Here is a 26797-nt window from a genome sequence, read left to right as displayed (position 1 = left end):
GGATGGAAAAAGGCGTGCTCCCTGAAGCCAGTCGAGACCCAAAAAAGTATCACCTGTCAGGCGATTTTTTTGCCCTCAGGCGGGGGAGAGCTGAACCCAGTAGCCATTCAGGTGGCCGCTGACGAGTATCGGGTAGGTTTGCGCCAGCATGTTCAGCGTGCGCTGGGTCTCACGGATCGGATAGGCGCCGGAAATGCGCAGATCGGCAATCGCAGGGTCCAGACGCACGAAGCCGCGTCGATAGCGCGTCAGTTCGGCGACGAAGTCCGCCAGCCGCATCTTGTCCGCCATCAGCATGCCTTGGGTCCATGCCTCGCTGTAGCGATCAGCGAGGCTTACCTGGCCAAAGGTGCTGGATGAAAAATCGGTGCGCTGCCCGGCGTTGACGATCAGGGGCGTCTGCTGGGGACTGTCTGCGAGTTGGACCTTGACTGCACCCTCCAGCACGGCAAGGTGGGTGCGCGGTTGCGACTCCCGAACGATGAAACGCGTACCCAGCGCCTGCATCCGGCCCTGGCGGGTACTGATCAGAAAGGGGCGGGTCGGACTGGAACTGTCCGGTGAGGTCTGCACCCGTATTTCGCCCTCGCGCAGATGCACAAGCCGTTGGCCGGCATCGAACAGCACATCGATGGCGGTGTCGGTGTTCAGCGTGATGGTTGAACCGTCGGCCAGGGTCACTTGGCGCTGCTCGCCGACATCGGTGCGGTAGCCGGCAGACCATTGTCTGGATTCTGCCAGTTTCCAGCCGCCCCAACCGGTCGGCAGGATCGCCAGCATTATCGCCAGCTTGCCAAGCATCGTGCGCCGCTCCGGGCTGTTCGGGCGGTCCAGTGCCGACATCGCCAGCGACGGCGGCAACCCGCCGATTTTGCGCTGCAGCAACTCCACGCGGGCCCAGGCTCGGCCGCGCTCTGGCGTGCTCGCCTTCCAGCATTCCCATTCACTGCGTTCGGTTTCACTGAACTCGCCTTCACCCAGACGGATCAGCCAGTCTGCGGCTTCTTCGAGTACCTGATGATCAAGGTGCGCTTCCTTGCGGCGGGTGAGCATTCACTCCACCAGCAACAGGCATTGCACGAAGGCTTGCTTCATGTAGCGTTTGACGGTGATCAGCGACACGTCGAGTTGCTCGGCGATGTCCTGATACTTCAGGCCGCCAATCTGCGACAGCAGGAATGCGCGTTTGACCAGTGGTGGCAGAGCGTCGAGCATCGCATCGATTTCGTGCAGGGTCTCCAGCACCATGAAGCGCAGTTCCGGCGAAGGTACTTGTGGGGCCGGCAAATGCGAGAGGGCATCCAGATAGGCGTGTTCAAGTGCCTTGCGCTGATACCAGTTGACCAGAATACCTTTGGCCACACAGCTCAGATAAGCACGTGGCTGCTCGATGACGGTCACTTGCGAGGCCAGGATACGGGTGAACGTGTCCTGCGCCAGATCCGCCGCATCCATGGCATTACCCAGTTTTTTTCTCAGCGTTGCATACAGCCAGCTGTGATGGCCGCTATACAGGGCTTCGATCGCCCGCAGGTGACTGGCGTTATGTGCGGGAAGGGTTTCGCTCATGGCTGCAGATTTTCATGCAATTGAGAAGTATTCCCAATACTAGGTTACAAACTGGCTGCGACGCAAGCGCCGATTTCAGCCCCTGCTCAGTTGCCTCAGCGCTGTAATCAGGGTGTCGATTTCCGCTTCGGTGTTGTAGGCATGAAGCGAGGCACGGCTAACCGCCTGCAAATCCCGCTGCTGCATATCGAGCAGCGTTGAGCGTGCGGTCGAGGTGCTGACGTTGATGCGTTTCTTTTGTCCGGCCAGCCATTGCTGAAGCTGTGCAGCGCTGCTGTCCTTGTGGGTGAACGTCACGATGCCTGACTTCTGCAGGCCCAGGTCACGCGGGGTGAAGCCCGGTATGTCCGCCAGCCGTTCGCGCAGATAACCGGCCAGGTGCTGGATGCGCTGCCACATTGGCTCAAGACCTTGCGCCAATGCGTACTCGACAGCAGCACCGAGTCCCAGTTTTGCGGCGACGTTGCACTCCCAGTTCTCGAAACGTCGGGCGTCGGCCCTGACCTTGAATGTGTCGGCCGTTTGCAATGACGCCGCATGCAGGTCGAGAAAGGCAGGCTCCAGGTTCTGGCACAGGGCGTGTTCGACATACAAAAAACCCATCCCCCGAGGCCCGCGCAGGTATTTGCGGCTGGTGGCTGCGAGCATGTGACAACCGATTTTCTGCACGTCCACAGGCATCTGCCCGACACCCTGACAGGCATCCAGCAAATACAGCACACCGGCTGCGCGCGCCAGGGCACCGATCTGCTCGATGGGTTGTACCGGCCCACCATTGGTGGCGATCACGGGGAGCGAGATCAGGGCGACGCGATCATCGCTCAGCAGGTGCTCAAGGGCCGACAGTGACACCTGACCGTGCTCATCGTTGGGGATAATTCGGATTTCAATGCCGCGCCGCTGCTTGAGTTGTAGATAAGGAATGTAATTGCCGGCGTACTCGGTGGTAGAGGTCAGCACCACATCGCCAGGTCGAAGGGGCAACGAATAAAACGCCATGTCCCAGGCACGAGTCGCGTTTTCGATCACTGCAATCTCATCAGGTCGGGCGTTGATCAGACGGCCGATGGCAGCGTAGACATTCTCCAGTGGCGCGGCCTGTTGTGCGGCCGCTTCATAACCGCCCAGGCTCGCCTCGAGCTGAATGTGACGAGTCATGACGTCGATCACCGGCGCAGGCATCAGCGCTGCACCGGCGTTGTTGAAGTGGATCAGGTGCGCGACAGCAGGGGTATCGGCGCGCAGTTGTTCGATATTCAAGGCAAGGCTCCTTCAATCCCCGGGCGGGGCATGACCCGGTTGCATCACCGCAGGCCAGTAACGCAACGCGACAATAGGGATCAGCGCGACCACGTAGGCCAGGCAAACGAACAGGTAGGTGTACTGCAGGCTGTAGACCTGACTGAGCAGCGCGCCAGCCGAAATGCCGGCAATCGAGGCACACTGGGAGGTGCTTTGAGCGATCCCCAGTACATGGCCCTGCCGCGAACTGTCGGCGGTCTTGGAGATCAGCGCCGTCAGCACGGGTGTGGTGGCGCCCAGCAGGACGCCCCAGATGAAATAGGCAACGATGAAAACCACCGGATTGCGCGTAATGCCTGCCACTGCGGTGAGGGCGATGCAACCGACGACCACATAGGTCATGCGATGCAGTGTCTCCTGTTGGCCCCGGTGTTCGAAATACCGTGACCAGGCGGTGGCTGAAAGAATGAAACCCAGCGCCAATAGGCCATAACACAGGCCCACCACCGAATTGCTGACCTCGAATACGGAACTCACGTACAGCGAAAACGAGGTTTGCGGCAGCATTCGCGCCAGCAGCAGGATGCCCATCACCCCCAGCAGCGATAACAGTGGCGAACCCTGCCACATACTGCCTGACCGGCGGGCTTGTGCTGCCGGGTCCACGACCGGCGCTTTCTTCACCGGTGGCACATCCGGCAGGGTGATGGCCGCGATGACCGTGCACACCGCGCAAAGCGCCGAGGCGACAATATTGATCCAGAAGAACGTGGCGTAATCGAGGATCAACCCGCCGACCACTGCGCCCAGCAGCGAACCGACGTTGGTTGAAATCTGCAGAATGGCGAACAGCCGTGCGCGACGTGAGGGCGCTTCGATACTCACACCGTAAGCCTGCGCCGGGGCGATATATCCGGCAAACGCGCCCTGCAGAAAACGCAGAATCAGAATCACCCAGATGTCGCTGAAAAGGGCTAGCCCAAGCTGGGTCAAGGACAACCCGGCCAGGGCGCGGATCATCATCAATTTGTGCCCGTAGCGGTCACCGATGCGGCCCCAGAAGGCACTGGTCAGAATGATGCCCAGCATCGGCCCTACGTAGACGGCGATGCTGGCGAAGCTGAAAACCGTTTCCGAAGTGGTCAGCCCACGCAGGTGGACAGGCCAGAACGGCCCGCTCATTTCCATCGCGCCCATGGACACCAGCTGGATCGCAAACAGAAGATAAATCAGGATTCGTACTCTCGAACCCTGGATGACACCTGCATGGGACATGAGTCAGCCTCGGTTAAACGCGGGCGAGCGGGTTGCTCAGGGTATGTTGCAAGCGATAGTTGGAATACTGCATCAAGTGCATGCGCAACAACGATCGGGTAGGCCATGGATCTTCCACGAACGCCGTGTGCTCGACTTCCCACAGCGTTGGCGAGACCCGGTCACGTACCGCTTCGAACGCAAGGTCGGTCTCTTCACGCAACACCTCCCACAAGCGTGTGTTGTTCAAGCCATACTCCCGGGTCAGCCACAGCGCCATTTCATGCAGATGCGTGAGAAACGCCGCGTCGAGTACGAACATGCGTACCGGCTCGATATCGCCCGAAAAAACGGTGGGCAGAATACCCGGCTGCACATGAGGCTGCAGCGTATGACCGCGTGCTTCCAGAAGCGGTGCGTAGGTCCTGCCGTCGCCGAAATCACGGATCAGCAGGCTACGTGCTTTGCCGTCCGGGGAAAACAGCATCATGGTGTTTTGCTGATGCGCCTCAAGACCGATGCCGTACAGCAAGTAGATGGCCACCACCGGGTGGGTCACCACTCTGGCGTAATCGCGGAACCAGTTTTCAACCCGAGTGGCATCTGCGCGCGCACCGTCGCGCTCGATCAGGTCGGTGAACAACGGCCGACCGCTGCCGGGCAAGCGCGTGAACAGTGACGCCACGGTCACAGGCAGGCAACCATCACTGCGCTCGAATGCTTGCTGACTGGCACGAAACACGACGGACAGGTGTCGGCCGGGATTATCGTCTTGCGTGATTGCGTTTCTGTAACGCACCCCGATTTCTTCGGGGAAGATCTCCAGACGATGGTCGAAGCCGTTTTCAGTGGCCAGAATCCGGGTGATGATCGTGCTGATGCGCGGCCCCATGTGGATCGATTTAGCTTGCAGGCTGCGCAGTTCACTCGTCATCCAGACCGCAATCGGCAGCTTGATCAGCGGCGCGCATCCATCGAGCACCGGCATCATGGTGCGGTAGGACATCGTGGGCAGTGACGTGATGTCCGGCCCATCGACAATCAGAATGCCGGCTTCGATTTCCGCCGCGAAGGTCTTGAGCACGTAGGCCTGCAAGTGCCAGGCGTGAATCGGCAGCGGTAACCATTGGGTTTCATCCAGGCCTTTGCGCTCCAGAGCGGCTTTCCATTGTGCCCAGTGCGTCGGGAAGTGGCTGGCAAACCAGTCGCGGTAGTGGGTCACGTGCGGCATGCTTTCACTCATCGAATGCTCGGCACGCAACGCCGCGATGCGCAGCGGCACCTGGGCATTGAATTCGGGCGATAACTGCTCGACTTCAGCATCGGTCAGGCCCGGACGCGACTTCCAGGTCGGGTAATACGGATGACCCTCCAGCGAGCCCCACTGGTCCAGCAGAATCGCGGCGTCCTTGGTGCTGGCATGTTGGCGCAGATAATCAGTGAAGCTGTGCAGGCCCTGGTCTGCGGCTGCCTTTTTCAGTTGTGCATTCCATTGCTGACGATGCTGGCGGGCGTGAGCATCGTTGATCAGGCTGTTCTCCATGTCCGATTTCAGACCGGCAATGCCTTCGTCGCTCGGTTCGAAGTCGAAGCTGTCACGCAGCACGTCCAGCATGTCCTGATGGCTGGAGATGAGCTGTCGCACGCCCTCATCAGTCAACAGCTCCACATTGCCCTCGTTGACGAACGTGTCGGCCGGGCCTTTGGTGATGCCTGCGAAGAAAAGGTGCGCGCGGCTGTTTTTCAACGGGTACGTGGCCTGGTTGCCTCCAGCGGAAAAGCTCAGGGCCGAACGGTCGAGAATGTTTTCGGCGAAAAGGCAGCGAATCAAGCGTTGCAGGGCGTTTTTACGGGAAAAGGCGATCAGTGTTTTGAGGTCATCCATATCAGCGGTCTGCTCGTGCGGAAGGTGAACAAAAGAAGATCAGGCGGCGGCGTCTGCCGTGCGTGGCCATTGGCTTGGGAAGTAGTCGAGCGCCGAATCGCGCAGGCCCTGCATGTAGGCAATGCTCCAGTTCAGGACCTCTTCGATGTAGGGCACCCTGAGCTCGAATCGCCGGGCCATCTCCACCAGCAACACAAGGCCGTAGGCGACGTCCTCGTTGAAAGCGCGGCTCTCGCGCTCGATCACATAACCGGCGCGGTTGTCGTCGGCGGGCACCATGGGCGCGAGGATGTCGTTGTAAGCCTGGTTGGTGCGCAGAATCGACAGCATGCTGCTTTGGTCGCGGATCTGGTCGCCGTAGGCCTCGACGATTTCCTGCTTCAGGGATTTGACCGAAGACAGGTCGATGCCCATGCGCTGGCTGATTACGGCGCACAAAGCCTGACTTTCCTGATCCATGCGTTCGAGGAAGTAAGCGCCCAGCTCCGGGCATTCGGTCCACCAGCACATGCGTTGCGGGAAGATCTTGCGATGCCATTGGCCATAGGGGCCGATCAGCCCGTAGATCACCGAACTGTGCATGATCGGGTTGCCCGGCGTGAGGGTGATTTCAAGGTAGTGATCGAGCATGGTCACGCAGGGGCCATACAGCGTGCAGAGTATCTCCTGCAACTGCTGGCGCGATTTGCGGGATTCCCGGGCATGGGTTGCGACATACAGCTGGCTTTTGCCGCCGCCCATTTTGACTGATCGCCCTGGCGTCAGCTCGAAGGCCGTGTGCGGAACGTCCTTCATCCCCCAGATCACCAGATTCGAACGCTCGGCCAACGTGGCTTCGGCCAGCCAGTCAAAACCGCAAAAGCCTGGAATGGCGCCGATGTAAACCGGCTTGCTGACGCTCAGGTAGGGCGCAATGGCCTGCAGGGTCTGTGGCCGTGCATGGGCGGGCACGGTGATGATGACGATGTCGGCGTCTTCAACCGCAGCCTTCGCATCGGTGGTGACCCGATCCAGCCGGGCGCTCAGCGTAGAGCCGTCCGGCAGCAGCGCCTGCATGGGCGTCTGGCGTATGTGCTGTTCAATAATCTGCGGATTGCGAGTGAGCATCGAGACCTGAACATTGGGCAGCTGTTTGAACAGGATGGCATTGAGATGGCCAGTCCGGCCGCCGCCGCAGATAGCGACTTTCAACAGTTTCATCGTGTGGCTTTCCTGAGTGATGGGCGGGTCATGCGACGCTCAATTGTCGCGGCGCAGAAACGGATTCCAGCCAGTGGGTCTTGCCCAGCCAGGCGTCCAGTTGCTGCGCGATACCGGGGTCGAGCAGATCACGCTCCTGCAGCCACGCATCGTCGAATACCGTGTGCAGGTACTTTTCGCCGCCGTCGGCGATGGGCACGACAACGTTGCCGGTCAATACGCCTTTGTGGATCAGCTCAAGCGCTTTGAAAATCGCCCCGCCGGTCGAGCCACCCACCAGCAGCGCAAGGTTGCGAGCGATATAGCGCGCGGTTTCGAAGGCTTGTGAGTCGGTGACTTGCACCCCCAGATCAATGCAGCTGTAGTCGAGTACCAGACCGACCGTGTCGCCTGCCGGGGTGCCGGTGCCTGACTGGTAGTAGGGGTAGCCGGGGTGGCCGAAGACGATGGAGCCCGCCGGCTCCACTGCGACAGTGACGGTGTCGGGGTTGTGCTGTTTCAAGCCGCGAGCGATGCCGGTCATCGAACCACCTGTGCCGACACAGCCGACGTAGGCGCCGATAGCACCTTCGGCCTGGACGATGGTTTCGCGAACGAAATCGCTGTAGCCCCCGGCGTTGGCAGCGTTGTCGGATTGATTCATGAACACGGCGCCCGGGATTTCGCTCGCCAGCTCAGCTGCCATTCGCTGCCGCTCCACCACCGCGACTTCGTCCTCGCGATAGGTGCCTTTGACGAATCGAATGTCGGCCCCCAGCGCTTTCATCACGGCGATCTTGTCCTGCGCGGCGTGATGATCGACGACCGCAATGAACTGCAACCCGAACTCGACCGCCGCCATGGCCAGCCCGATACCGGTGTTGCCGGAGGACGATTCGACAACCACGCCGCCAGGTTTAAGGCGACCGGACTTGAGCGCTGCCAGCACCATGTTGCGTGCCATGCGGTCTTTGATACTGCCGCCGGGATTATTCTTTTCGATTTTCAGCAGCAAACGTGCGTCGGTGTTCGGAACATAAATGCCCAGCATCGGCGTATTGCCAATCAGGTCCGAAACTTTATTCAGTATCATGTCGCGTGTTCCCTTTAGTAGTCAGGTGAAAACGTATAGTTACCTTCCGTACAACAGGTCGCCGTTAAACGCAGGGGCAGGGGGTGGCGATGAAACTCATTCTCCAGCAGGTCCATCTGATAACCGGCGGTATTCACGTAAATCAATACATCGCCGGGTTGCGGCGCACTGCCAAAGTTGATCAGACGGTGTGTAATTACATCATCATCAAGGCAACTGTGGCCGGCGATAAATGCTTGAGTGGGAATAGGCGTGCGTGCGTGTGTACTGATCAAAACAGGGTCGACCAGGTACTCAGATGCAAACCAGGTTTCACAGGCACTGAAGCTGCTGCCTTCAACGAAGACAACCGTATTATCGTGGGCGAGTTTCTTTGTGCGGGTGACGCGAAACAGTGAAATGGCCGCTTGATCGACCAAACTTCGGCCGGGCTCCAGTGCCAGTGTTATCGACTCACGCTTAAGGTAATTCGCAATGGAAAGTCCGGGCGAATGGTCGGCTTCAAGCAAGAGCGATAACCAGTGGGGAGCGGTCAGCTCACTGCCGTATGGATAATAAGCCTCAGGCACGGCTTGAGTATAAAAGTGACCGGGCGTGTTCTCGTTTCGCAAATAAAGTTCATAGGCATGGGGGTCGACATAACGAATCGGCAGGCCGCCACCGATGTCGATCATCTGCGGATTCAAGCCCATCTCCCGCGCGGCGTCGACAAACCCGGTCACCTCACGCAAGGCCTGTGCGCGGGATTCGAACCCATAGCCGCCCAGATGAAAATGGAAGCCCTCGAACTGAAAAATATCGGGTTGCCTGACCAGACTTTGCAGGCACTCGAGCACGTCTTCCGCACCCATTCCAAATCGGCTTTTCGGGCAGCTTTTTGGCCGATAACGCAGCAAAAGTCGCGATTTTACGGGGGCGGCGCGTTGTTCAATAACGGTTTTCAGGTGTTCGAGTTCCTCGCAGGAGTCCACGCAAATCAGCGCGCCCGTGCTGACCAGTGCTTCATGAAAGACCGCTGTTTTCGCCGGCCCCGTGGCGCATATTTGTGTCGCCGGTGTACCCGCTCGTAGCGCGGCCTGCAGTTCATGAATACTCGACACATCGACGCCGATGCCGGCGTCCGCCGCAGCCTGCAACAGGCTTTGGGATTTGTTGGCCTTGGCACCATAGAACAGAGCGTGACGGACACCCTGTTGTTTCAATACGGCTTGCAGCGCCTTTGCATTGATGTCGAAGGCGTGAGGCCAGACCACATTCAACGGCGAACCGTACTGTTCAATCAGTGCGCTTAGTGTGTGTGTTTGTTCATTGATAAACGCCGCGATAACGGGATCGATCAGCGGTCTTAGCATCTCGGGAAGAAAAACGCCGAAGTGTTTTTCAGGCCGCACTGTATGAAAGGCAGGCATAGTAAGTCCTTGACGTTAAATAATATCGCCATGGGTATTTCGATAACCCTAATTATCGAAAAGAAGTGTCATTGACTGAGGCGTCTGGCATCAGCGATTCAACGCAACGGCGGCGGAGGCCAGGTCATAATCGCAGACGCACTGATGCCATTGAAGAATAAGGGCTCATAGAACACGTGCATATAAAACCTATTCCATAAGGTGTGTATGGGTATAAAGGCGGGCCGAAAGTTTAATGGCCATCCCGCGTGTACCGGTTCAGTCACTGACATTTAAATGACATCACTGATACGGACTTTCCGTTTTGCTGGTTGGCAGGTTTTGAAAAGGCGCTAGTGCCTGCTGGTGGCGTGAACCATATTGCGAACACGAATGATTATCAAGTAAGGTTTTCAAATATTTTCCATCGCCTGCTTTGGCAGGGCGAATGTCCGGCTGGGTATTTATGCGCCCAAGTACGCGTTCGCCCCTGTACAAAAAAACACTTAATACCTTGATCAATAAGGCATTAAGGGCAGTTGCGATAAGTCTCGAACGGGGAGGCAAGTTTGCCCTCGACCGGGCCTGGAATTTTTTAGAAAACACGACTGGTTCACGCCAAGGAGCATCACCATGCAATCGGATCGACTGAGCAGCAACACCTCACACGCCATCAGCTACCTGTTCGTCCCCGGCAACCGCCCCGAACGATTTTCCAAGGCCGTCGAGGCCGGTCCGGACGCGATCATTCTCGACCTTGAGGATGCCGTTCACCCAGACAGCAAAGCCGCCGCTCGCGCCGCCATCTGGGCCTGGCAGGAAAGCACGCCACAGGTGTCTTGCGAGCGTTACATCCGCCTGAACAGTGTCAGCAGCACGTTGTTCCGTCAGGACCTGACCTGGCTGGGTGATATGCGCTACCCCGAGCGTTGCAACGGTATTTTTTTACCCAAGGCCGAATGCCCGGAGACCTTGACGCAGGTGATCGAACGGCTGCTGGAGCGGCAGCCGCAACTGAAGATTGTCGCGATCATCGAGACCGCCAAGGGCCTGCAACAGGTTGACGCCATCGCGTCGATTCCGGGGCTGGCACGTCTGGCATTCGGGTCGCTGGATTTCTCGCTCGACATCGACTGCAGCCAGACGCCCGAGGCGTTTCTCTTCGCCCGCAACCGCATCGTGCTGGCATCGCGCACGGCGGATTTACCGGCACCCATCGACGGCGTCACGCCCGCGATCAGCGATCAGGCGGTTGTCAGCAAGGACTCGCAGTACGCCCGCTCCTTGGGATTTGGCGCCAAGCTGTGCATCCATCCCTCGCAATTGGCCTCGGTGCAGCGTGCGTTTCTGCCCGATTCGCGCCAACTGGCGTGGGCTGACCGGGTGATGAGGGCCGTGGCTTCGGGCAGCCACGCGGTGCAGGTGGATGGCGAAATGGTCGACTTGCCGCTCATCGAGCGCGCTCAGCGCCTGCTTGATGTCGCCAGCCGTCACGCCCCGATTGTTCGTGCCGATGCATGCTGACTTCCCGCCGAATCAGGAGATCAACCATGAAACACGGGTATCAGATTGCGCTGCGGCCGCTGTGCGACGTGCAGCCCTCGGAACAGGTCGATCCGGCGAATGTTGCGCGGTTGCGCGAATCGATCATTCGGGCCGGGCATTGGCTGGAGCCGATCATCGTCGAGTGTTCGCAAGGCATCGTCATGGATGGCAATCACCGCTTCAACGCAGCGTTGCAACTGGGCTTGAAGCGTGTGCCGTGCATTCAGCTCGATTACGCTGATCCGCGGGTTCGTGTAAGGCACTGGCAAACCGGGCAGGCATTCGAGGTAGCGCGCATATTCACCACGATTGCTCGAGGCGAGATCTTTCCGTACAAGACCACCCGACACGCATTTGACCCCGCGTTGCCAGTGGTTTCCATACCGCTGGAGCACCTGTACGCCTGATGCCGGCAGCGGTGAAGCAAAAATACTTTACGCAGAGTGATACTTTTCCTCCGATCGACTGGCAATAGGAGTGATTACCATTTTCTCTTGATGAAAAGGATCCTCACGTCATGCCTGTTGTCAGTCGCCCTTGCGGTGAGCGCGTGTTAACCCTCGCGATTCGTACCGCTTTGCTGAATCTTGCCCTGGTCGCAGGAAGCGCCAATACCTGGGCCGCCAGCCCCGAGCAGCAGGATGTTGCCGCCGACAAGACCTCGAATACAGTGGCCACAGCGCCGGGCGCAGACAGCACCGCGGCGCTGACCCTCGACACCACCGAAATCAACGCTCGTTACAACGGCCCGACGTCCTTGCCGGAAACGCTTGCCGGCGGCCAGGTCGCACGGGGTGCGCGGTTGGGCATGATGGGCAACAAGGACGTAATGGACACGCCGTTCAGTGTCACCAGTTACACCGCCAAGACCCTGGCTGACCTGCAGACCGTGACGGTTGCCGACGCACTGCAACGCGATCCATCCGTGCGCTCCACCGGCCAGACGGGCGGCATCGTCGACTCGTTTTTCATTCGTGGCTTCCCGATCGGAGAGGGCAACCTCGGCGAGCTGGCGTTCGATGGCGTGTACGGTGTAGCGCCGAATTACCGGGTGTTCACCGAGTACGCCGAGCGTGTTGAAGTGCTCAAGGGGCCGGGCGCGCTGATGTATGGCATCTCGCCTAACAGTGGCGTCGGTGGCGTGATCAATATTGTTCCCAAGCGTGCGCTGGAAGAGGACCTGACCCGCTTCACTGGCAGTTACGCCTCTGACTCTCAGGTTGGCGGTCATCTGGACCTCAGCCGCCGCTTCGGCGAGGACAATCAGTTCGGCGTGCGTTTCAACGGCAACCTGCAGGGGGGCGACACCGCCATCGACGATCAGCACCGAGACGTGGGCATCGGTGCCATTGCACTGGATTACCGCGGCGAGCGCTTGCGCCTGAATCTGGACTACATCAGTCAGAAGGAAAGTTACGACGCCGCCTCGCGACCCTTCACCATCGCTCCCGGTGTCGATGTCCCGTCGGCGCCTGATGGGCGCACCAACCTGCCACAGGATTGGGGCTTTTCGGACACCAAAGAGCAGTCGGCTCTGCTGGGCGGTGAATATGATCTGACTGACGCAGTGACCGTGTTTGCCCATGCGGGCGGCGGGAAGTCGGACGTCAAACGAATGTCTGATCAGGTGCCCAGAATCCTTAATGCAGCGGGCGATACCAGCAATATTCCGGGTTACTACAAATTCAACGTTGACCGTTCGACCGCCGACGTCGGTATCCGTAGTGTGTTCGTGACAGGTCCTGTCACTCACACCACGACGTTGATGGCGACCCGTTATCAGGATGAACTGTCTCGCGGAATCAACAACGGTCCTGAGGTCCGCTCGAACATCTACCATCCGGTAGACGCGCCCAGGCCTGCTATCAGTTCGCCCAAGGTGCTGCGCATCTCCGAATCTGACCTGTCTGGCGTCGCGTTGACCGACACATTATCCATGCTGGATGACCGCTTTCAGCTGACCGTGGGTGTACGGCGTCAGGACATCGAGTCGCGCAACTATAATGCTGCAGGTTCAGTCAGCTCCAAATACAGCGACAGTGCCACCACGCCGCTGGTCGGTGTGGTGGTCAAGCCCTGGGAAGATGTTTCGCTCTACTACAACTATGTTGAAGGCTTGAGCAAAGGAGACATCGCGCCGGGTACAGCGACCAATGCGGGCGAAGCGTTCGCACCTTATGAATCCAAGCAGCATGAAATCGGCGTCAAATATGAGCACGGTACGTTCATGACCACGCTGGCGTTGTTCCAGATCGAAAAGCCGAGTGGCGAAGTCGGCGCTGGCAACGTGTTCTCGGTGCAGGCCGAACAACGCAATCGTGGCATTGAGCTGAGCATGTTTGGCGAAGTTGCGGCGGGCACTCGCATAATGGGCGGGGTGACGATGCTTGACGGCAAACTGACCGATACCGCGACAGCCGCCAACCGCGGCAACAAACCGGTGGGTGTGCCCGACGTGCAGGCCAACCTCTGGGCCGAATGGGACACACCTTGGCTTGAAGGCTTCACCCTGACCGGCGGCGCCATTTATACCGACAGCCAGTACGTCGATCAGGCCAATACCCAGCAACTGGACTCCTGGACGCGCTTCGATGCCGGCGCACGTTTCGCCACCAAAATCGAAGGTCGCCCGACCACCTTCCGCGCCACGGTACAAAACGTGTTTGATCGCGAGTACTGGTCAGGCGTTGCTTCGTACGGGGCTTTTTCTGCGGGGTATCCGCGTACGTTGCAGTTGTCGGCAACTGTTGATTTTTGATGGAGCGAAAAGGGCAGCCACCGAAAAGGTAGCCTTGTATCTGGCCAGCGCAGCGCTGGCCTATCCATCCTCTTGTCGGGCACACCTGCCGGGCTCAAGGTGAAGGGGCGAGCGGCGAGGCATGATTGCCTGGCAGTCACCCTTGATTCATGGCTCCTGATCACGGCGAGAAAACAATTTGACATATGTTATTTGTGATCACATATTGAGCGCACAAGAACGCTAAATGTGAGCTCTACCCATGACCGACAGTCCGACCCTCCTGCCCAGCATGCGTCAGGTTTCCCGCGATACCCTGCAGGATCAGATCTACCGTCAGATCCGTGAAGCGTTGATGAGCGGTCGATTTCAGCCAGGCCAGAAGGTGACCATACGCGGCCTCGCCGAAGCGCTGGGTTCCAGCCCGATGCCGGTACGCGAAGCGCTCAATCGTCTCAGCGCCGAGAACGCCTTTGAAGTGACTGAAACCTCGCGTCTGCGTGTGCGCATGATGACCCCCGAAAGACTGCGCGAGATCCGCGACGCCCGGGTCGCTCTCGAAGGCCTGCTGGCCGAGAAAGCAGTCCTTCTGCTCAAGGACAGCGATCTAAAAGAAATCAGCCAGTTGTGTGACCAGATGCAGCAAGCCGCCGACAGCGTCGATGTGTCCCGTTACCTATGGACCAACTTTGCCTTCCACCGGCGCATCTACGCGGTGTCGAAAGCCGAGCTGACCATCGCTGCCGTGGAGAACTTCTGGCTGCACATGGGCCCCTGCTTTGCGCTTGTAGCCCCCGACAAGACGCACCTTGAGCGCTCAATGGAAGCGCATGACCGCATTGTCGAGGCGCTTGCAGCGCGCGATGGCGCTGCGGCCCGAGCGGCAGTCACCGACGACATCATGCAGGCCGCCGACTCACTGGCGCGTCTGATCGTCAAGAGCGGCCGTTCAAGGTCGTCTGCCTCTGGAGTAAAAAAAGCATGAGCGTTCTCAATCGACTGATTCCCTATACCGGCCTGCGAGTCCTGATCTCTGGAGGTGCAGCGGGTATTGGCGAAGTATTGGCGGCGGCTTACAGGGAAGCAGGCGCCAGCGTGCACGTGTGTGATGTCAGTGAAACTGCTCTCGCATCGTTTCGCGCCCGGTATCCGGACAGTGTCGCGACTCGTGCGGATGTGGGTGATCCGGCGCAGATCGAAGCGGTGTTCAAGGTTCAGCGCGAACGGTTCGGCGGCCTCGATGTGCTGATCAACAACGCCGGGATCGCAGGTCCTACGGCAGGCATCGACGCCATCTCGGATGAAGACTGGCAGCGCACCGTCGACATCAACCTCACAGGACAATACCGCTTTGCTCATCACGCGGTTCCTCTGCTCAAGGCATCACCCAATGCGCACCTGATCCATATCGCTTCCGTAGCTGGTCGCCTGGGTTATGCGTGGCGCACACCGTACGCAGCGACCAAATGGGCCATTGTGGGTTTGATGAAGTCCCTGGCATCCGAGCTGGGTGAAAGCGACATCCGCGTCAATGCCTTGCTGCCCGGTATCGTCGAAGGTCCGCGCATGGACGGTGTGATTCGAGCCCGTGCCGAACAGATGAACGTGCCTGAGACCGAAATGCGCGAGGAGTACCTGAAAAAAATATCGCTCAAGCGCATGGTCACCGCAGAAGACGTCGCTGCAATGGCGTTGTTCCTGTGTTCGCCCGCCGCGCGCAACGTGACTGGCCAGGCCATCAGTGTGGATGGCAACGTCGAGTACCTCTAAACGTCTCGACTTCACCGACAACAACGGCCGCACGCACGTGGGCCGGGCAATCCCGACCACTTTCTCGCCAAGAACAAGAATGGAGAAGACTCATGTCCAAAAAACGCCCGGTGATCATCACCTGCGCCGTGACTGGCGCCATCCATACGCCTTCGATGTCGCCACATTTGCCGATCACGCCGCAGGAAATTGCCGACGCCGCTATTGGTGCCGCTGAAGCGGGCGCATCGATTGTTCATCTGCATGCTCGCGATCCCCATGACGGTCGGCCCAGTCAGGACGTGGAGCTGTTCCGCCAGTTTCTGCCGCAGATCAAAGCCAAGAGTGACGTGGTGATCAATATCACCACCGGCGGTGCGCCAACCATGGGCGTGGAGGAACGCTTGCAGCCAGTTGCCCAACTCAAGCCCGAGCTGGCGTCGCTGAACATGGGCTCGATGAACTTCGGCTTATACGAAATGCTCGATCGTTTTACCGAGTTCAAGCATGGCTGGGAGCGGCCATACCTGGCCGACAGCGACGACCGGATTTTCCGTAACACCTTCCGCGACATCGCTCACATTCTCGACACCTGTGCTGAAAACCGCACGCGCTTTGAAATTGAATGCTACGACATCGGCCACCTTTACACGGCTGCGCACTTTCTGCAGCGCGGCTTGCTCAAGGCGCCGATTTTCATTCAGTCGGTGTTTGGCTTGCGAGGTGGAATCGGCGGTCACCCTGAAGACCTGGCTCACATGCGCCGTACGGCTGACCGCCTGTTTGGCGATGCGTATCAGTGGTCGATTCTGGGCGCTGGTCGCAATCAGATTCCCCTTGGCACGATGGGCCTGTCGATGGGCAGTCATGTGCGTGTGGGGCTTGAGGACTCGCTGTGGGATGGTCCTGGCAAGCTGGCTGCGTCCAACGCCGATCAGGTCAAACGCATCCGTACGGTGATCGAAGCCCTGGGCGGGAGCGTGGCGACGCCAGATGAGGCGCGGGAAATGCTCGATTTGAAGGGTAAGAACCAGGTCGACTTTTAAGACCTGTTTTCAGTTGCGAAACGTGCCATCTCAATAACAACAAGACAGAGGTGAAACATGCGTATCGAAATCGTCGTCGACGTGAAGACCACGCTGGGCGAAGGTCCGGTCTGGGATGTCGAACAGCAACGCCTGTATTGGATCGACAGTTTCGACGGTCGGATTCTGCGTTGCACCGAGGATGGACGCGAACTGCGTGCCTGGGACGTCGGACAGAAAATCGGCTCCATGGCTTTGCGCAAGAACGGCGATGCGGCCATCGTCGCCTTGCAGAGCGGGCTCTACAGCCTGGACTTACCGACTGGCGATCTTGAACTGATCGTCGACCCGGAGCCGGGGCAACCGAATAATCGGCTCAATGATGGCAAAGTCGATCGTCAGGGCCGATTCATCGTCGGTTCGATGGATACTCAAGAAGACCAGGCCAGCGCCAGACTCTACCGCCTTGATCCGGACCTGAGCCTGCATACACTGGACGAGGGCATCATCGTTTCCAACGGCCCATGCTGGAGCCCGAACGGCGAAACCTTCTATTTCGCTGACACCTGGTCCGGGGAGCTCTGGTCGTACGACTACGACAATGCGACAGGAACGGTCGCCAACCGTCGGACCTTTGCCAAGGTCGATACATCCGCTGGCGGCGCTGCAGATGGCTGCACTGTGGATGCTGAAGGCTGCCCGTGGCAAGCGCTGGTGTACGCCGGAAAACTGGTGCGTTACACCCCGGACGGAAAAGTGGATCGCATCATCGATATGCCGGTGAAGAAAGTCACCAGCCTGGCTTTTGGTGGGCCGGATCTGGACACGCTGTTTGTCACCTCAATGGCCAAGCCACCGCTGCCGCGCTTTCCCGAGGACGGTCAACAACGCGGTGCCTTGTTCGCCATCACCGGACTGGGTGTGCGGGGCATTGCCGAAAGACGCTTCGCCAGCTGATCAACCCACACATCGGACCTGACCGTTAAGGACAACTGAACTCTCTTTACAGCGCGTGCGTGGCACGCCTGGAGATTCTCCCGTGAAAAATAATAAAAAAACCTCGCTGGGCCAGATCCATCGTTTCTCCTGGGTATCCTTATTGGTGTGTTGGCTTATCTGGATCCTCAACGCCTACGATCGCGAGATTGTCCTGCGCCTGGGGCCGACAATTTCCAAGCACTTCGAGTTGTCGGCAGACGAGTGGGGCACGCTGGCCACTGTCGTCATGCTGGCCCTGGCTGTACTGGATATTCCAGGATCCATCTGGAGTGACCGTTACGGTGGCGGCTGGAAACGAGCCCGCTTCCAGGTACCGCTGGTGCTGGGTTACACCGCGCTTTCTTTTTTGTCCGGCTTCAAGGCCCTGAGTGCAAGCCTGGTCAGCTTCGTCGCTCTGCGAGTGGGCGTAAACCTGGGTGCCGGTTGGGGCGAGCCGGTAGGCGTCAGTAACACCGCCGAATGGTGGCCGGTCGAGCGCCGAGGTTTTGCCTTGGGCGCCCACCATACCGGCTACCCCATCGGAGCTATGCTCAGTGGTATTGTCGCCAGCTTCGTGATCACCACGTTCGGTGAGGAAAACTGGCGCTACGTGTTCTTTTTCGCTTTCGTCGTCGCGCTGCCACTGATGATTTTCTGGTCGCGCTATTCCACCGCCGACCGCATTACCAAACTGTACGTGGACATCGCCGCCAAAGGCATGACCCCGCCGGACAGCACGCCATCAGCCAACGTCAAAGGCCAGGCCTGGACAACGTTCAAGGCGACGCTCAGTAACCGCAACATTGCTTTGACCGCAGGCAACACGATGCTGACGCAAGTGGTGTACATGGGCGTCAACATTATCCTGCCTGCGTACCTGTACAACATACTTCACTTGTCGCTGGCCGAATCGGCAGGCATGAGTGTGGTGTTCACACTGACTGGCATCCTTGGGCAACTGGTCTGGCCGTCGCTGTCGGACATTATCGGTCGCCGGGTGACATTGCTTATTTGCGGCGTGTGGATGGCCGTCAGCGTCGCAGCGTTCTACTTCGCCAACACCACGTTGATCATTATCGTCGTACAACTGCTGTTCGGTCTGGTCGCCAACGCGGTCTGGCCGATTTACTACGCCGTGGCCTCCGATTCCGCACAGCCTTCTGCGACATCGACAGCCAACGGCATTATCACCACGGCAATGTTTATCGGTGGCGGTATCGCGCCGATATTGATGGGGACGCTGATCAGCATGGGCGGTGGCTGGACCAGCCTCAAAGGCTACACCGTATGCTTCTTTGTCATGGCAGGTTGCGCGCTGGGCGGGGCCTTCCTGCAGCTGTTTTCTCATCGGCCGCACGTGTTGCTCGCTCAGCCGGATCTTTGATCGTGTGATGCCCGGCGGTCAGCGCCGCCGGGACTTTCAACGGTTGTAAGGACCGGTGGTTTCAGGTCGAAAAGTGTTTAGCTTGTCCCCATTTTTGCCCCACCGTTCACAGCGTCCACAAAAAACCATTTTGACTGGGTTCCAGGCGGGCTTTTCAGGCTGTTGAATCGGAATTATGTCCCCCGGACCTGCCCCGGTTATTGGCGAAAGTCTGACTCATCGCGCATTGGCGGTGTCAGTTAGTGTTGGTTCAGAATATGCGTCGGGTTGATCAGTTTGGGCTCGACAGTTACGTGCAAGGAGACGATGCGGGATGTTCAAACTTATTTCGTTTCGCGAGACAGTAGAGGCTATTGCCGCCTGCTCTGATGATCGGGCGCTATGGCAGCGATACGCGTGGGTTTACGTTGAGGGCGATAAAGCGTTGCTGGAGAGCCGCTTTTACCTGGTGTCGAATATTGATGAAGACGATGAACGTCGCCTGTTGGACTTTGCCGATCGGCACGACCTTTCTTCATGCCTGGAAGCGGCCAGTTTTGCAGACGTGTTGAGTGTACAGAAGCGACAGCAGCCGCACTCCAGCCTGGAGGACTACGCTATCGCTCTTGAGCATTACTCTGAACAGGATGCGTTCCTGGAGGTGCCCGGCGGTGATGACCCAAAGCCCGCAGAACCCGGCTTGTCGCGCGACTTATACGCCGAGTACGACCTGTTTCTGGCTGAATGCGCGCCTGACCGGTTGACTGTTGCGGCGCGGGAGGTCAGCACTGTCCTTGAAATCAACATTGCCAACGCGTTGCAGGGTTGCCGGGCTTTGCCCTTGCGCCTGGGAGAGCGCATGACCGGCGATCAGTGCAGAAAGATCGAAGCGCGTTTTTCCACGCTTTCGGTTCCGTTGCAGCGAGTGACCCATCGCTCATTTCCCTGGCAATAAGCGGGCTTCAGGACTCTGGGCGAATGAACGCGTAGTCGTCATCGATCAGTTGTTGCAGGTAGTGATCGAAGCTCGGCGCAATCACTTCATAGTTATCCGGGTCGTGCAGATAGCGCATGACCTGGCCTACCGTGCCGCCCGGCGCCGGATTGAAATCGATATACAACCTCGAAGTGCCCCCGTTGTTGACGCAGTGCGAAAAACACAGACGCTCGTTCATGCCCACTGTGGGGTCAATGCCTTCTCCGATCAGATCGATGTCCTGATCCAGCCAGTTTTTTTCAAACCAGCCTTCATAGAGCTCTGCGATGCTTTCAGTATCAGGGCCGTCAGCCTCGGCAAGTATGTCTTCTACCGAACTCAGATAGTAGGGGTAGCCGGGCAGGTCGGAGCCCAGCATCAGCACCATGATTTCACCGCTCGGGTAATCCCGATAATGTGTCCCGTCAATCTGGCCGAGCAGTTGCAATAGGCTCACAGGGCACAACGGGTAACGCGCGCTGAGGCGCTGCAGGTTTGACGCCGAAGCGCCGTGTGCATGTTTCAGTTGATCGAGATCTTCGGCCAATAACGACCGGCGTAGACCGGCGAGATAAGTATCGACGAGGCTCATGATTGAGATCCTTGGCCCTCTGTACGTAAAGTGGCTGCGCTGGATGATGCTGTGTTAAAAACAGGCTCGGAATACAGCGCGAATCCACAGACCTGTTCGTTCGGGAAGTCCGCTCGAAACTGTTCGATGGCGCTCAGGGACGCGTTCAGGACATCTCGTTGAAACTGCTCGATGTTCAAAGTCGACATGGGGTTCTCGTCGCGGGTTGTAGCTAACGGTCATTGTGAATCAGCGCGGGGCGGGCTGAAACTCCATGAAGGCATCGTTTTGGTAAAAGTATTCAAAGGCCTTGAAATAGCTCTCCAGCGATGCGTTGGGCAGCTGCTGGTCGGCGTTGAAGATCACGTCTTCAATCATGGCCTTCTCCAGTGTCGACACCCAACCGTCACTGAACACCTGTGGGGGCAGGTAGTCGGTGGAGTCAGGGGCGAAATCCCGACTGTTCAGCGAGAACGCGCCACGGGTATCCAGCGTCCATTCAGTCGTTGGCAGGTAGAACCAGCTGTCAGGCATGTGTGCGATATTCTGCAGCACTTCCCGAATGCTGTAAGTTTTCATAGGGCCTCACGTCGAGCTGGTTAATCAGGCGTATCGAACCATCTATCAGGCTCAACAACAATCACAGTCTATGGGGCAAAGCCATTAATGCGATTGACTCAAGGGTGGCGGGCATTACAGAAGACGCACGCTTCCAAACGTATAGATGGCGATCACCCGTCTTTGCTGCTGCGCAGACAGCGCCTGATAGCCTGGCTGGTAGATGAAGTCCTGTGCGGGTTGGATATCAGCCCTGTCGTCCATTTGGTTGTGCTCATAGCTCGTCAACGACAGCCTTGATCAAGGCGTCAATGGATGAAAAAAACGCGGCATCATCGATGAACGGATCTCCCGAGTCCTGAAGGTAAAACCTTTGCTTTCCAGAGCGCTCCAGTAATACAAAGCGACCGCCAGAGTCGTCACCAATCAGCAGGTGATCAGGAAAATACGCCGCAATTTCGTAGGTCTCCTGACGTTCAGCAATGGCGTCTGTGGAATAAATCTGCACAAGGTCTTCGATCATCGCACCGTCGCATTGCGCCCAGAATCCGGTTATCCAGGCGTCCGGTTTTATCGCGCACTGCTGCATGGCCGTCGTGATGTCTTCAGCACTTGCAGGTGGATTTTTGTAGGTGTAAAGGAGGCTCATTGGAGGGCACCCGGGTTCATTCAAAAAGAAACTTCATAAAGCCATCCACGTCGGCGCCTTTAACGTTACCGACTGCGTGCCTGACTCTATCCAGAAAGACGGGCTTTGGATTCAGGTCCTCGTCGTTTGTGACATGCCAGCCTTGCTGGGCTTTTTATAAAGTTGCAAGCTGATGTCCGCGCCTGTCATGGGGTCAGCCGAGAGGTCTATGCGCTCGAAATAACTGCGCATTCATCACGCCTTGAGATCGACTTTTGAAATGATGGTTCAACAGTGGCACGCTTGAGTCATCGGCGAACGAGCCTGTACATCCGCAACTGATGTTTCGCTTGGAAACCGCCTTCCCGATTGATTTCGGTCCCACGGATCAGTCATGAATTTGAGATCAAGGTCAATCTGTGGGAGTGACAGATGAAAACCGAGGCAAACATAGAAACCTTCAACTGCGGTGTGGTTATTTTCGACCCGGTCGTGTTGAGCCGTTTTATCGCCGAGCAGTGTCCTGATGGTTCCAATCTCTTTGAGGTGTTCGTCGAGCACAGCGACACAGGACGGATGGCAGTCCAGAGCGGGGCGGTTGTGCCCTTGTATCCACTCCCTGAAGACGACTATGTGTTTCGTTTGCGCGATGAGCACGTGTCGCCCTTTGAGCGATGCAGCGAGACGGTTTTTCGGTACACGGATATTCCACTGACCGTCACCAGCGGCCTGTTGATGGTTGCCGATCTGCATGCACTGACGGATTGGGACCCTGAGTTCTTTCTGAATTACAAAGCCCGGCTGCCGGAGCGCCTGGGAAATAATGACTACCTGGATATCTTGCCAGGGCTCTACGCATTGAGCATCACTGGCTTCAGCCTGTTGAATGAAGGTTTGCCACGAAAGGTGTATGAGCTGGGTATCACTGCCGTGGAGTCGCTGCCAGTTGTGCATGATGAGGCGAACTTTCATCAATGGGACTTCAGGATCGACCGGGTATGAGCAGGTTTTTTGCGCTGGCTGAAGACTCTGTTTTGGGAAGGAGAAAAACATGCACACAGAGAACTACGACACGGTTCCAGAGTCCATGACAGGCACGTGCAGATCTGCGGTTTGTACTGGCTGATCAGTCGGGCAACGGTCGTGCACGGTGTTGAAAGCCCTCGCATTGAGGTCGTCTGGCAGGAAAACGTCGAACGGCGTGTGGGCATTCACCGCGTCGGATGGCAACGCAGAATGTCCAGAGACTGACAGCGAATAGGTAGCGTTACCTGCGCTTCATTGATGTGTTTATTTAGGTATTATCCCCCGGAATTTTTCTCGCTAAGGAAGACGATAGATGTCAGTAATCAGGAGTGTTTGGGCAGTGCTTTTCAGTGTCTGCCTGTTGGGTTCATCCATGGCGATGGCCGAAGAGGCCCGCCCGGAAATCGCCGATAAAATTTTCGCTTACAGCGGTGAGAAGGGCGTCAAGGTCTGGGTCCTGCGCATCGGTGATCGTTCTGCCAACGAAGCATTGGTGCAAGTGGCCGGCGTCGATAACGAGTGGAACCTGCGCATTCAGAAAATGGAGGTGGAGAAAACCAACGAGGACACGCGCTATTCCGTCCTGAGGGACGGCAAGCGCTACGAAGTATTGCGATTGAATCGGGACGTCGGCGAGTTGTACTTGCCGGGTGAAATCCAGGAGTTGCGCGTCAGCTACAACGACGAATTGTCCATGAGTGGCCGTCCACAGGCGTTCCTGACTGAGTACCTCGAACAGAAGTAAGGTTGCTGTCTGGCCTGAGCGCACCGTGTGTGCGCCCAGGCACACCCTATCCTTACGCAACTGCTATCCGCTAACAGCCTGAGCTGAGCCCTGGGCACAAGGATGGCAACCACGATCAGGAGATATCCTGCTCCTCGGGAAAGGTCGACAATGTGAGTAAAGCGCCTGAAGCATTCATGATCGCGGTAAACATGCACGGCCAGGATCCGGTGCTGGATATTCCCTGGCCAGACATACACGGTAACCAGGCTGTGTTTATTGAGCGGATAACACTCGCGCAGGCCGACCTGGAGATGCTGGGCAGCCAGATTGACAGGGAACTCTACCTGTTTGGCGGCACCGTCCACACGGGTGAAGTCCACCCCGAATACGGCGAATTATGGCGAGTTCACTACCTGGTCATAGAGAGGCAACTGAGCAGCGGAACACTGATTTATCATCCTCTCTCACAGAATGAAGAAGTGATGTACAGCCGCAAGGGGGAAGATGCTCGGCCGGTCTGCGTTGACATGATCAAAAAGAAAGACATTCTCTTTCTGCGTCGCCCACCCAAGTGGAACGCATCGCAAGCCAGCATTCCTACCTGTAACGGGCAACTGTTCCATTTTTGCTCACAAGTTTACCTTCCGCAAACCGCGACCAATCGTCAATACCTGACCTTCGTTACCACCGTGTTCTTGTTTGTGCACGTGCTGGAGCACGATGAGCTACGGGTGCAGATTTTCACCCAGGACACTTCTGAGCAAACGGCTGAAGATCATTATCGACTGGAAGACCAGATGATGCGCTTCGAAGAGGACTACAACGACCCAGCGGTTGTCTTGCAACTCATTCGGGCCGGCAACAAATGGCTTCACGAATATCTGCTCAACCATCCCAAGGCCAGTAAGCACACGCTGGCGCTGCTGGCAGAGCACGGTAAAACCAAAGCGCTCAAAGCCGAGGCTGCGAAAAGGGCGATGACTAAAACCTGATACTTGAGCTGCGTTGTCGGGCAACGTGATTGACCGAATCATGGAAGAGGCAAAGCGGGTGACTCAACCGGACGGTTGACCTGTTAAAAAAGAGGCGTCTGGGCAGTGAAAACAATCAAGTGGGTTGATGATGCTGTGCTCGTTGTTGAAGTGGATGAGGGCGTTTATAGCCTTGCCCAGATGCGAGGGCAGGGCCCTGATGCGGGTGATCGCGCGCTACCGCTGTTCGAAGGCGCGATGCTGCACATCAACCAGTTTGAAGACGGGATTGAAACGGTAGAGCGCGAGTCCCTGATGGAAGTTTTATACCAATTAGGTGAAAAAGTCGGTCTGTCCAGAGACACTGAATTTCTCGAACGGTGGCGCGGCGACTGGTAGCGGCGGGGCGCTTCACTGTTCGCAAGGCCCCGGCGCCAACGTCCGTCAATTACTGTTTGGATGGGGTGCCAGAGAGCTCCATGATCATGCGCGTCAGCAGGTAAATACGGGGCGAGACACTTTCGACTTCGGCGTATTCTTCGGGGGTATGAATGTTGCCGCCGACGATGCCGAAGCCGTCAAGCGTGGGGACACCAACACTCGCCGCCAGACTTGCATCGGCTGCGCCGCCGCTGCCTTCGATGGTCAATTTGCGCCCCAGTTCGCCATAGATACCCTGAGCGATGTTCACGAGCCGGTCGGTTTCCGCGGTTTGCGGCATAGGTGGCAGTCCGCGAATCAGGCGAGTCGAGACTTCGGTTTCCGGGATCAGCTTGTCTGCCGAGACTCGCGCAAGGTCCTTTTCGATGCGGTCGAACTCTTCAGGCACCGCTGCACGAACATCGGCCTTGGCAATGGCTTGATCAGGAATGACGTTCGTCCGGTCACCGGCATTGATGGTGGTGAAGTTGATGGTGGTTTTCTTCTCGGCATCACCCAGCTGTCCCAGCTGCAGGATCTGATGGGCAGCTTCCATGGCCGCGTTGCGTCCCAGCTCTGGCGCGACACCGGCATGTGAGGCTTTGCCCTTGACCTGAACCTCTGCGGTGGCACTGCCTTTGCGCCACACGACCAGGCCATCGGCTGGACGGCCTGGTTCCAGATTCAACGTTACGTCATGTTGTTTGGCGGTTGTCTTGATCAGCTCGGTCGCGGCGACCGAACCCGTTTCTTCGCTGGCGTCCAGCAGGAAGGTGATCTGCGCGTAGTCAGTAAAGTTCAGGTTTTTCAGAATCTGCAGCGCGTAGATGCCCGCGACAATTCCGCCTTTGTCGTCCATCACCCCAGGGCCGTAAGCGCGGCCGTCCTTGATATGGAAAGGACGGGCTGCGGCCGAGCCTTCCTTGAACACCGTATCCATGTGCGCCATCAGCAATATTTTCGCTTTACCTGTGCCTTTGAAGGTTGCAACCACGTGGCTGCTCTTGTCAGGTGCAGTATTGGGTACGGTTTCAATGGTCGCGCCGAGCTTTTTCAACTCATCAATGACGATCGCACTCACCTGAGTCAAACCTGGCTCGTAACCCGATCCGGAATCTATGTTGACCAGTTGCTCCAGCAACTTGAGCGCAGGTTCTTTGTATTGCTCGGATGCCGATTGAACCCGTGCATCGGGAGCCGCAGCCTGAGCGAGGGCGCTCACTCCCAGCGTGACAGCAAGCAGCAGCGCGCGAGGGTGGGCAGAACGCGAAAACATCAACGGCATGAGTGAGTCCTTGAACAGATTGGATTTATTCAAAGTACCCTAACCACTCGCGAGGCGCTGTGCACCCGAAAAATGCAGGGTGCCGTCGGAAAGCGCACCGATGCGTTGAGTGCGACAGGCATTTATCATGGCGCGTGCGTACAAGGGGGACATTCAATGGAAACGTACGATTTGGAAAACTATGACAAGGTTCATGTGTGGGTAGGCACTAACTTTTCGCCAGAAAGCGACTATCAAAAATATTTCGAACTGGATTATTCCACGGAAGATGGCTTTGATGACCCCGAATATCGGATCTGTGGGTTCTGTAAGGATGTGGGTGTCAGGTGGTATGACGAAGATTTTATCGGCATCATTAAACGGCGCGATAAATTGGTCGCGGTTGAGGAAATCCTGCAAGACGCTCCCATTGATGTGAGTGACTGGGCGAGGGCCAGGGCTGCCTGCGCAGCGTTAGGCATTACTGAGGCCAACGCGACGTTCTGGTACACCGACGGCGATGGCGTACTCAGCATCCCGCCGGAAAACAGTTACAACGGTTTACGCTATCTGGGGCTGTTCGAAGGGAACTGAGCACGGGACTGATTTGCTCTATGGACGCCGGAGACTGTGACGGACATCACTCAGG

Annotated in this window: 27 protein-coding genes; 14 read left to right on the top strand and 13 right to left on the bottom strand. The window is 57.6% G+C overall.

What is annotated here, in order from left to right:
- Positions 1–75 precede the first annotated feature (75 nt).
- The 8 genes from BUB69_RS04150 to BUB69_RS04115 all read right to left on the bottom strand — a co-directional run bounded on the left by BUB69_RS04150 (position 76) and on the right by BUB69_RS04115 (position 9631).
- Positions 76–1053 (bottom strand): FecR domain-containing protein, encoded by a 978-nt coding sequence (locus tag BUB69_RS04150; protein ID WP_073162651.1) that lies wholly within the window; start codon positions 1051–1053, stop codon positions 76–78.
- Complete coding sequence (locus BUB69_RS04145) at positions 1054–1569, bottom strand: sigma-70 family RNA polymerase sigma factor (RefSeq protein WP_073162648.1); 516 nt, start codon at positions 1567–1569, stop codon at positions 1054–1056.
- Positions 1570–1644: 75 nt separating this feature from the next.
- Positions 1645–2829, bottom strand: a complete 1185-nt coding sequence (locus tag BUB69_RS04140; RefSeq protein WP_073162646.1) for an aminotransferase class V-fold PLP-dependent enzyme — start codon at positions 2827–2829, stop codon at positions 1645–1647.
- Between the two features lie 12 nt (positions 2830–2841).
- On the bottom strand, positions 2842–4086 hold the full coding sequence (locus BUB69_RS04135) for an MFS transporter (protein WP_073162644.1): 1245 nt from the start codon (positions 4084–4086) through the stop codon (positions 2842–2844).
- Between the two features lie 13 nt (positions 4087–4099).
- A complete protein-coding gene (locus BUB69_RS04130; protein ID WP_073162642.1) occupies positions 4100–5950 on the bottom strand; it encodes an IucA/IucC family protein in 1851 nt (616 codons plus the stop codon).
- A 39-nt stretch (positions 5951–5989) separates the two neighbouring features.
- The gene (locus BUB69_RS04125) at positions 5990–7150 is read right to left on the bottom strand and encodes an NAD/NADP-dependent octopine/nopaline dehydrogenase family protein (RefSeq protein ID WP_073162640.1); all 1161 of its coding nucleotides are present in this window, start codon (positions 7148–7150) and stop codon (positions 5990–5992) included.
- A gap of 28 nt (positions 7151–7178) precedes the next feature.
- Positions 7179–8222 carry a PLP-dependent cysteine synthase family protein gene (locus BUB69_RS04120; protein ID WP_073162638.1) on the bottom strand — a complete coding sequence of 348 codons (1044 nt, stop codon included), beginning with the start codon at positions 8220–8222 and terminating at the stop codon, positions 7179–7181.
- Between the two features lie 14 nt (positions 8223–8236).
- A complete protein-coding gene (locus tag BUB69_RS04115; protein ID WP_073162636.1) occupies positions 8237–9631 on the bottom strand; it encodes a Y4yA family PLP-dependent enzyme in 1395 nt (464 codons plus the stop codon).
- A 612-nt stretch (positions 9632–10243) separates the two neighbouring features.
- Between BUB69_RS04115 and BUB69_RS04110 the strand changes: the two genes are divergently transcribed.
- The 9 genes from BUB69_RS04110 (at position 10244) to BUB69_RS04070 (ending at position 19962) form a co-directional block, all read left to right on the top strand.
- Positions 10244–11134, top strand: coding sequence for an HpcH/HpaI aldolase/citrate lyase family protein (locus BUB69_RS04110; RefSeq protein ID WP_073162634.1), 891 nt, complete (start codon positions 10244–10246; stop codon positions 11132–11134).
- A gap of 26 nt (positions 11135–11160) precedes the next feature.
- The gene (locus BUB69_RS04105; protein ID WP_073162632.1) at positions 11161–11562 is read left to right on the top strand and encodes a ParB N-terminal domain-containing protein; all 402 of its coding nucleotides are present in this window, start codon (positions 11161–11163) and stop codon (positions 11560–11562) included.
- A gap of 110 nt (positions 11563–11672) precedes the next feature.
- Positions 11673–13913, top strand: coding sequence for a TonB-dependent receptor (locus BUB69_RS04100; RefSeq protein WP_073162630.1), 2241 nt, complete (start codon positions 11673–11675; stop codon positions 13911–13913).
- Between the two features lie 241 nt (positions 13914–14154).
- Entirely contained in the window at positions 14155–14877 is a 723-nt protein-coding gene (locus BUB69_RS04095; RefSeq protein WP_073162628.1) for a GntR family transcriptional regulator, read from the top strand.
- Entirely contained in the window at positions 14874–15662 is a 789-nt protein-coding gene (locus BUB69_RS04090) for an SDR family oxidoreductase (RefSeq protein WP_073162626.1), read from the top strand. The genes BUB69_RS04095 and BUB69_RS04090 overlap by 4 nt, the downstream gene beginning before the upstream one ends.
- A gap of 92 nt (positions 15663–15754) precedes the next feature.
- On the top strand, positions 15755–16687 hold the full coding sequence (gene kce / locus BUB69_RS04085) for a 3,5-dioxohexanoate:acetyl-CoA acetone transferase (RefSeq protein WP_073162624.1): 933 nt from the start codon (positions 15755–15757) through the stop codon (positions 16685–16687).
- A gap of 57 nt (positions 16688–16744) precedes the next feature.
- Entirely contained in the window at positions 16745–17623 is an 879-nt protein-coding gene (locus tag BUB69_RS04080) for an SMP-30/gluconolactonase/LRE family protein (protein ID WP_073162622.1), read from the top strand.
- A gap of 82 nt (positions 17624–17705) precedes the next feature.
- The gene (locus tag BUB69_RS04075) at positions 17706–19028 is read left to right on the top strand and encodes an MFS transporter (RefSeq protein ID WP_073162620.1); all 1323 of its coding nucleotides are present in this window, start codon (positions 17706–17708) and stop codon (positions 19026–19028) included.
- A gap of 313 nt (positions 19029–19341) precedes the next feature.
- Entirely contained in the window at positions 19342–19962 is a 621-nt protein-coding gene (locus BUB69_RS04070) for a DUF7716 domain-containing protein (protein WP_073162618.1), read from the top strand.
- A gap of 7 nt (positions 19963–19969) precedes the next feature.
- Here BUB69_RS04070 and BUB69_RS04065 read toward each other — a convergent pair whose 3' ends face one another.
- The 4 genes from BUB69_RS04065 to BUB69_RS04055 form a co-directional block, all read right to left on the bottom strand.
- Entirely contained in the window at positions 19970–20575 is a 606-nt protein-coding gene (locus tag BUB69_RS04065) for an SMI1/KNR4 family protein (RefSeq protein WP_073162615.1), read from the bottom strand.
- Positions 20576–20803: 228 nt separating this feature from the next.
- On the bottom strand, positions 20804–21133 hold the full coding sequence (locus tag BUB69_RS04060; RefSeq protein WP_073162612.1) for a DUF7716 domain-containing protein: 330 nt from the start codon (positions 21131–21133) through the stop codon (positions 20804–20806).
- 114 nt (positions 21134–21247) lie between these two features.
- Positions 21248–21376 carry a hypothetical protein gene (locus tag BUB69_RS29285; protein ID WP_281250894.1) on the bottom strand — a complete coding sequence of 43 codons (129 nt, stop codon included), beginning with the start codon at positions 21374–21376 and terminating at the stop codon, positions 21248–21250.
- A 10-nt stretch (positions 21377–21386) separates the two neighbouring features.
- Positions 21387–21761, bottom strand: a complete 375-nt coding sequence (locus tag BUB69_RS04055) for a hypothetical protein (protein ID WP_073162610.1) — start codon at positions 21759–21761, stop codon at positions 21387–21389.
- Positions 21762–22172: 411 nt separating this feature from the next.
- Between BUB69_RS04055 and BUB69_RS04050 the strand changes: the two genes are divergently transcribed.
- The 4 genes from BUB69_RS04050 (at position 22173) to BUB69_RS04035 (ending at position 24863) form a co-directional block, all read left to right on the top strand.
- Positions 22173–22742 carry a hypothetical protein gene (locus BUB69_RS04050; RefSeq protein WP_073162608.1) on the top strand — a complete coding sequence of 190 codons (570 nt, stop codon included), beginning with the start codon at positions 22173–22175 and terminating at the stop codon, positions 22740–22742.
- Positions 22743–23106: 364 nt separating this feature from the next.
- Complete coding sequence (locus BUB69_RS04045; RefSeq protein WP_342744002.1) at positions 23107–23511, top strand: hypothetical protein; 405 nt, start codon at positions 23107–23109, stop codon at positions 23509–23511.
- 152 nt (positions 23512–23663) lie between these two features.
- Positions 23664–24485 (top strand): hypothetical protein, encoded by an 822-nt coding sequence (locus BUB69_RS04040; RefSeq protein WP_073162603.1) that lies wholly within the window; start codon positions 23664–23666, stop codon positions 24483–24485.
- 105 nt (positions 24486–24590) lie between these two features.
- On the top strand, positions 24591–24863 hold the full coding sequence (locus BUB69_RS04035) for a hypothetical protein (RefSeq protein ID WP_073162601.1): 273 nt from the start codon (positions 24591–24593) through the stop codon (positions 24861–24863).
- Between the two features lie 49 nt (positions 24864–24912).
- On the opposite strand, the gene BUB69_RS04030 is transcribed toward BUB69_RS04035, so the two are convergent.
- Positions 24913–26169 (bottom strand): M20/M25/M40 family metallo-hydrolase, encoded by a 1257-nt coding sequence (locus BUB69_RS04030; protein WP_175561647.1) that lies wholly within the window; start codon positions 26167–26169, stop codon positions 24913–24915.
- A gap of 156 nt (positions 26170–26325) precedes the next feature.
- On the opposite strand from BUB69_RS04030, the gene BUB69_RS04025 reads away from it, so the two are divergent.
- A complete protein-coding gene (locus tag BUB69_RS04025) occupies positions 26326–26742 on the top strand; it encodes an immunity 22 family protein (RefSeq protein ID WP_073162599.1) in 417 nt (138 codons plus the stop codon).
- The last annotated feature ends 55 nt before the right edge of the window (positions 26743–26797 follow it).

Source organism: Pseudomonas asturiensis (assembly GCF_900143095.1).
Taxonomy (GTDB): domain Bacteria; phylum Pseudomonadota; class Gammaproteobacteria; order Pseudomonadales; family Pseudomonadaceae; genus Aquipseudomonas; species Aquipseudomonas asturiensis.
Note: the sequence above shows the minus strand (reverse complement) of the source record. Positions and strands in the feature narration are given on the sequence as shown.

Bases quoted from the DNA above. Each gene is read 5' to 3' on its own strand.
- BUB69_RS04150 (WP_073162651.1), bottom strand. From the start codon at position 1,053: ATGCTCACCCGCCGCAAGGAAGCGCACCTTGATCATCAGGTACTCGAA.
- BUB69_RS04145 (WP_073162648.1), bottom strand. From the start codon at position 1,569: ATGAGCGAAACCCTTCCCGCACATAACGCCAGTCACCTGCGGGCGATC.
- BUB69_RS04135 (WP_073162644.1), bottom strand. From the start codon at position 4,086: ATGTCCCATGCAGGTGTCATCCAGGGTTCGAGAGTACGAATCCTGATT.
- BUB69_RS04130 (WP_073162642.1), bottom strand. From the start codon at position 5,950: ATGGATGACCTCAAAACACTGATCGCCTTTTCCCGTAAAAACGCCCTG.
- BUB69_RS04125 (WP_073162640.1), bottom strand. From the start codon at position 7,150: ATGAAACTGTTGAAAGTCGCTATCTGCGGCGGCGGCCGGACTGGCCAT.
- BUB69_RS04120 (WP_073162638.1), bottom strand. From the start codon at position 8,222: ATGATACTGAATAAAGTTTCGGACCTGATTGGCAATACGCCGATGCTG.
- BUB69_RS04115 (WP_073162636.1), bottom strand. From the start codon at position 9,631: ATGCCTGCCTTTCATACAGTGCGGCCTGAAAAACACTTCGGCGTTTTT.
- BUB69_RS04110 (WP_073162634.1), top strand. From the start codon at position 10,244: ATGCAATCGGATCGACTGAGCAGCAACACCTCACACGCCATCAGCTAC.
- BUB69_RS04105 (WP_073162632.1), top strand. From the start codon at position 11,161: ATGAAACACGGGTATCAGATTGCGCTGCGGCCGCTGTGCGACGTGCAG.
- BUB69_RS04100 (WP_073162630.1), top strand. From the start codon at position 11,673: ATGCCTGTTGTCAGTCGCCCTTGCGGTGAGCGCGTGTTAACCCTCGCG.
- BUB69_RS04095 (WP_073162628.1), top strand. From the start codon at position 14,155: ATGACCGACAGTCCGACCCTCCTGCCCAGCATGCGTCAGGTTTCCCGC.
- BUB69_RS04090 (WP_073162626.1), top strand. From the start codon at position 14,874: ATGAGCGTTCTCAATCGACTGATTCCCTATACCGGCCTGCGAGTCCTG.
- kce (WP_073162624.1), top strand. From the start codon at position 15,755: ATGTCCAAAAAACGCCCGGTGATCATCACCTGCGCCGTGACTGGCGCC.
- BUB69_RS04080 (WP_073162622.1), top strand. From the start codon at position 16,745: ATGCGTATCGAAATCGTCGTCGACGTGAAGACCACGCTGGGCGAAGGT.
- BUB69_RS04070 (WP_073162618.1), top strand. From the start codon at position 19,342: ATGTTCAAACTTATTTCGTTTCGCGAGACAGTAGAGGCTATTGCCGCC.
- BUB69_RS04065 (WP_073162615.1), bottom strand. From the start codon at position 20,575: ATGAGCCTCGTCGATACTTATCTCGCCGGTCTACGCCGGTCGTTATTG.
- BUB69_RS04060 (WP_073162612.1), bottom strand. From the start codon at position 21,133: ATGAAAACTTACAGCATTCGGGAAGTGCTGCAGAATATCGCACACATG.
- BUB69_RS29285 (WP_281250894.1), bottom strand. From the start codon at position 21,376: ATGGACGACAGGGCTGATATCCAACCCGCACAGGACTTCATCTACCAG.
- BUB69_RS04055 (WP_073162610.1), bottom strand. From the start codon at position 21,761: ATGAGCCTCCTTTACACCTACAAAAATCCACCTGCAAGTGCTGAAGAC.
- BUB69_RS04050 (WP_073162608.1), top strand. From the start codon at position 22,173: ATGAAAACCGAGGCAAACATAGAAACCTTCAACTGCGGTGTGGTTATT.
- BUB69_RS04030 (WP_175561647.1), bottom strand. From the start codon at position 26,169: ATGCCGTTGATGTTTTCGCGTTCTGCCCACCCTCGCGCGCTGCTGCTT.
- BUB69_RS04025 (WP_073162599.1), top strand. From the start codon at position 26,326: ATGGAAACGTACGATTTGGAAAACTATGACAAGGTTCATGTGTGGGTA.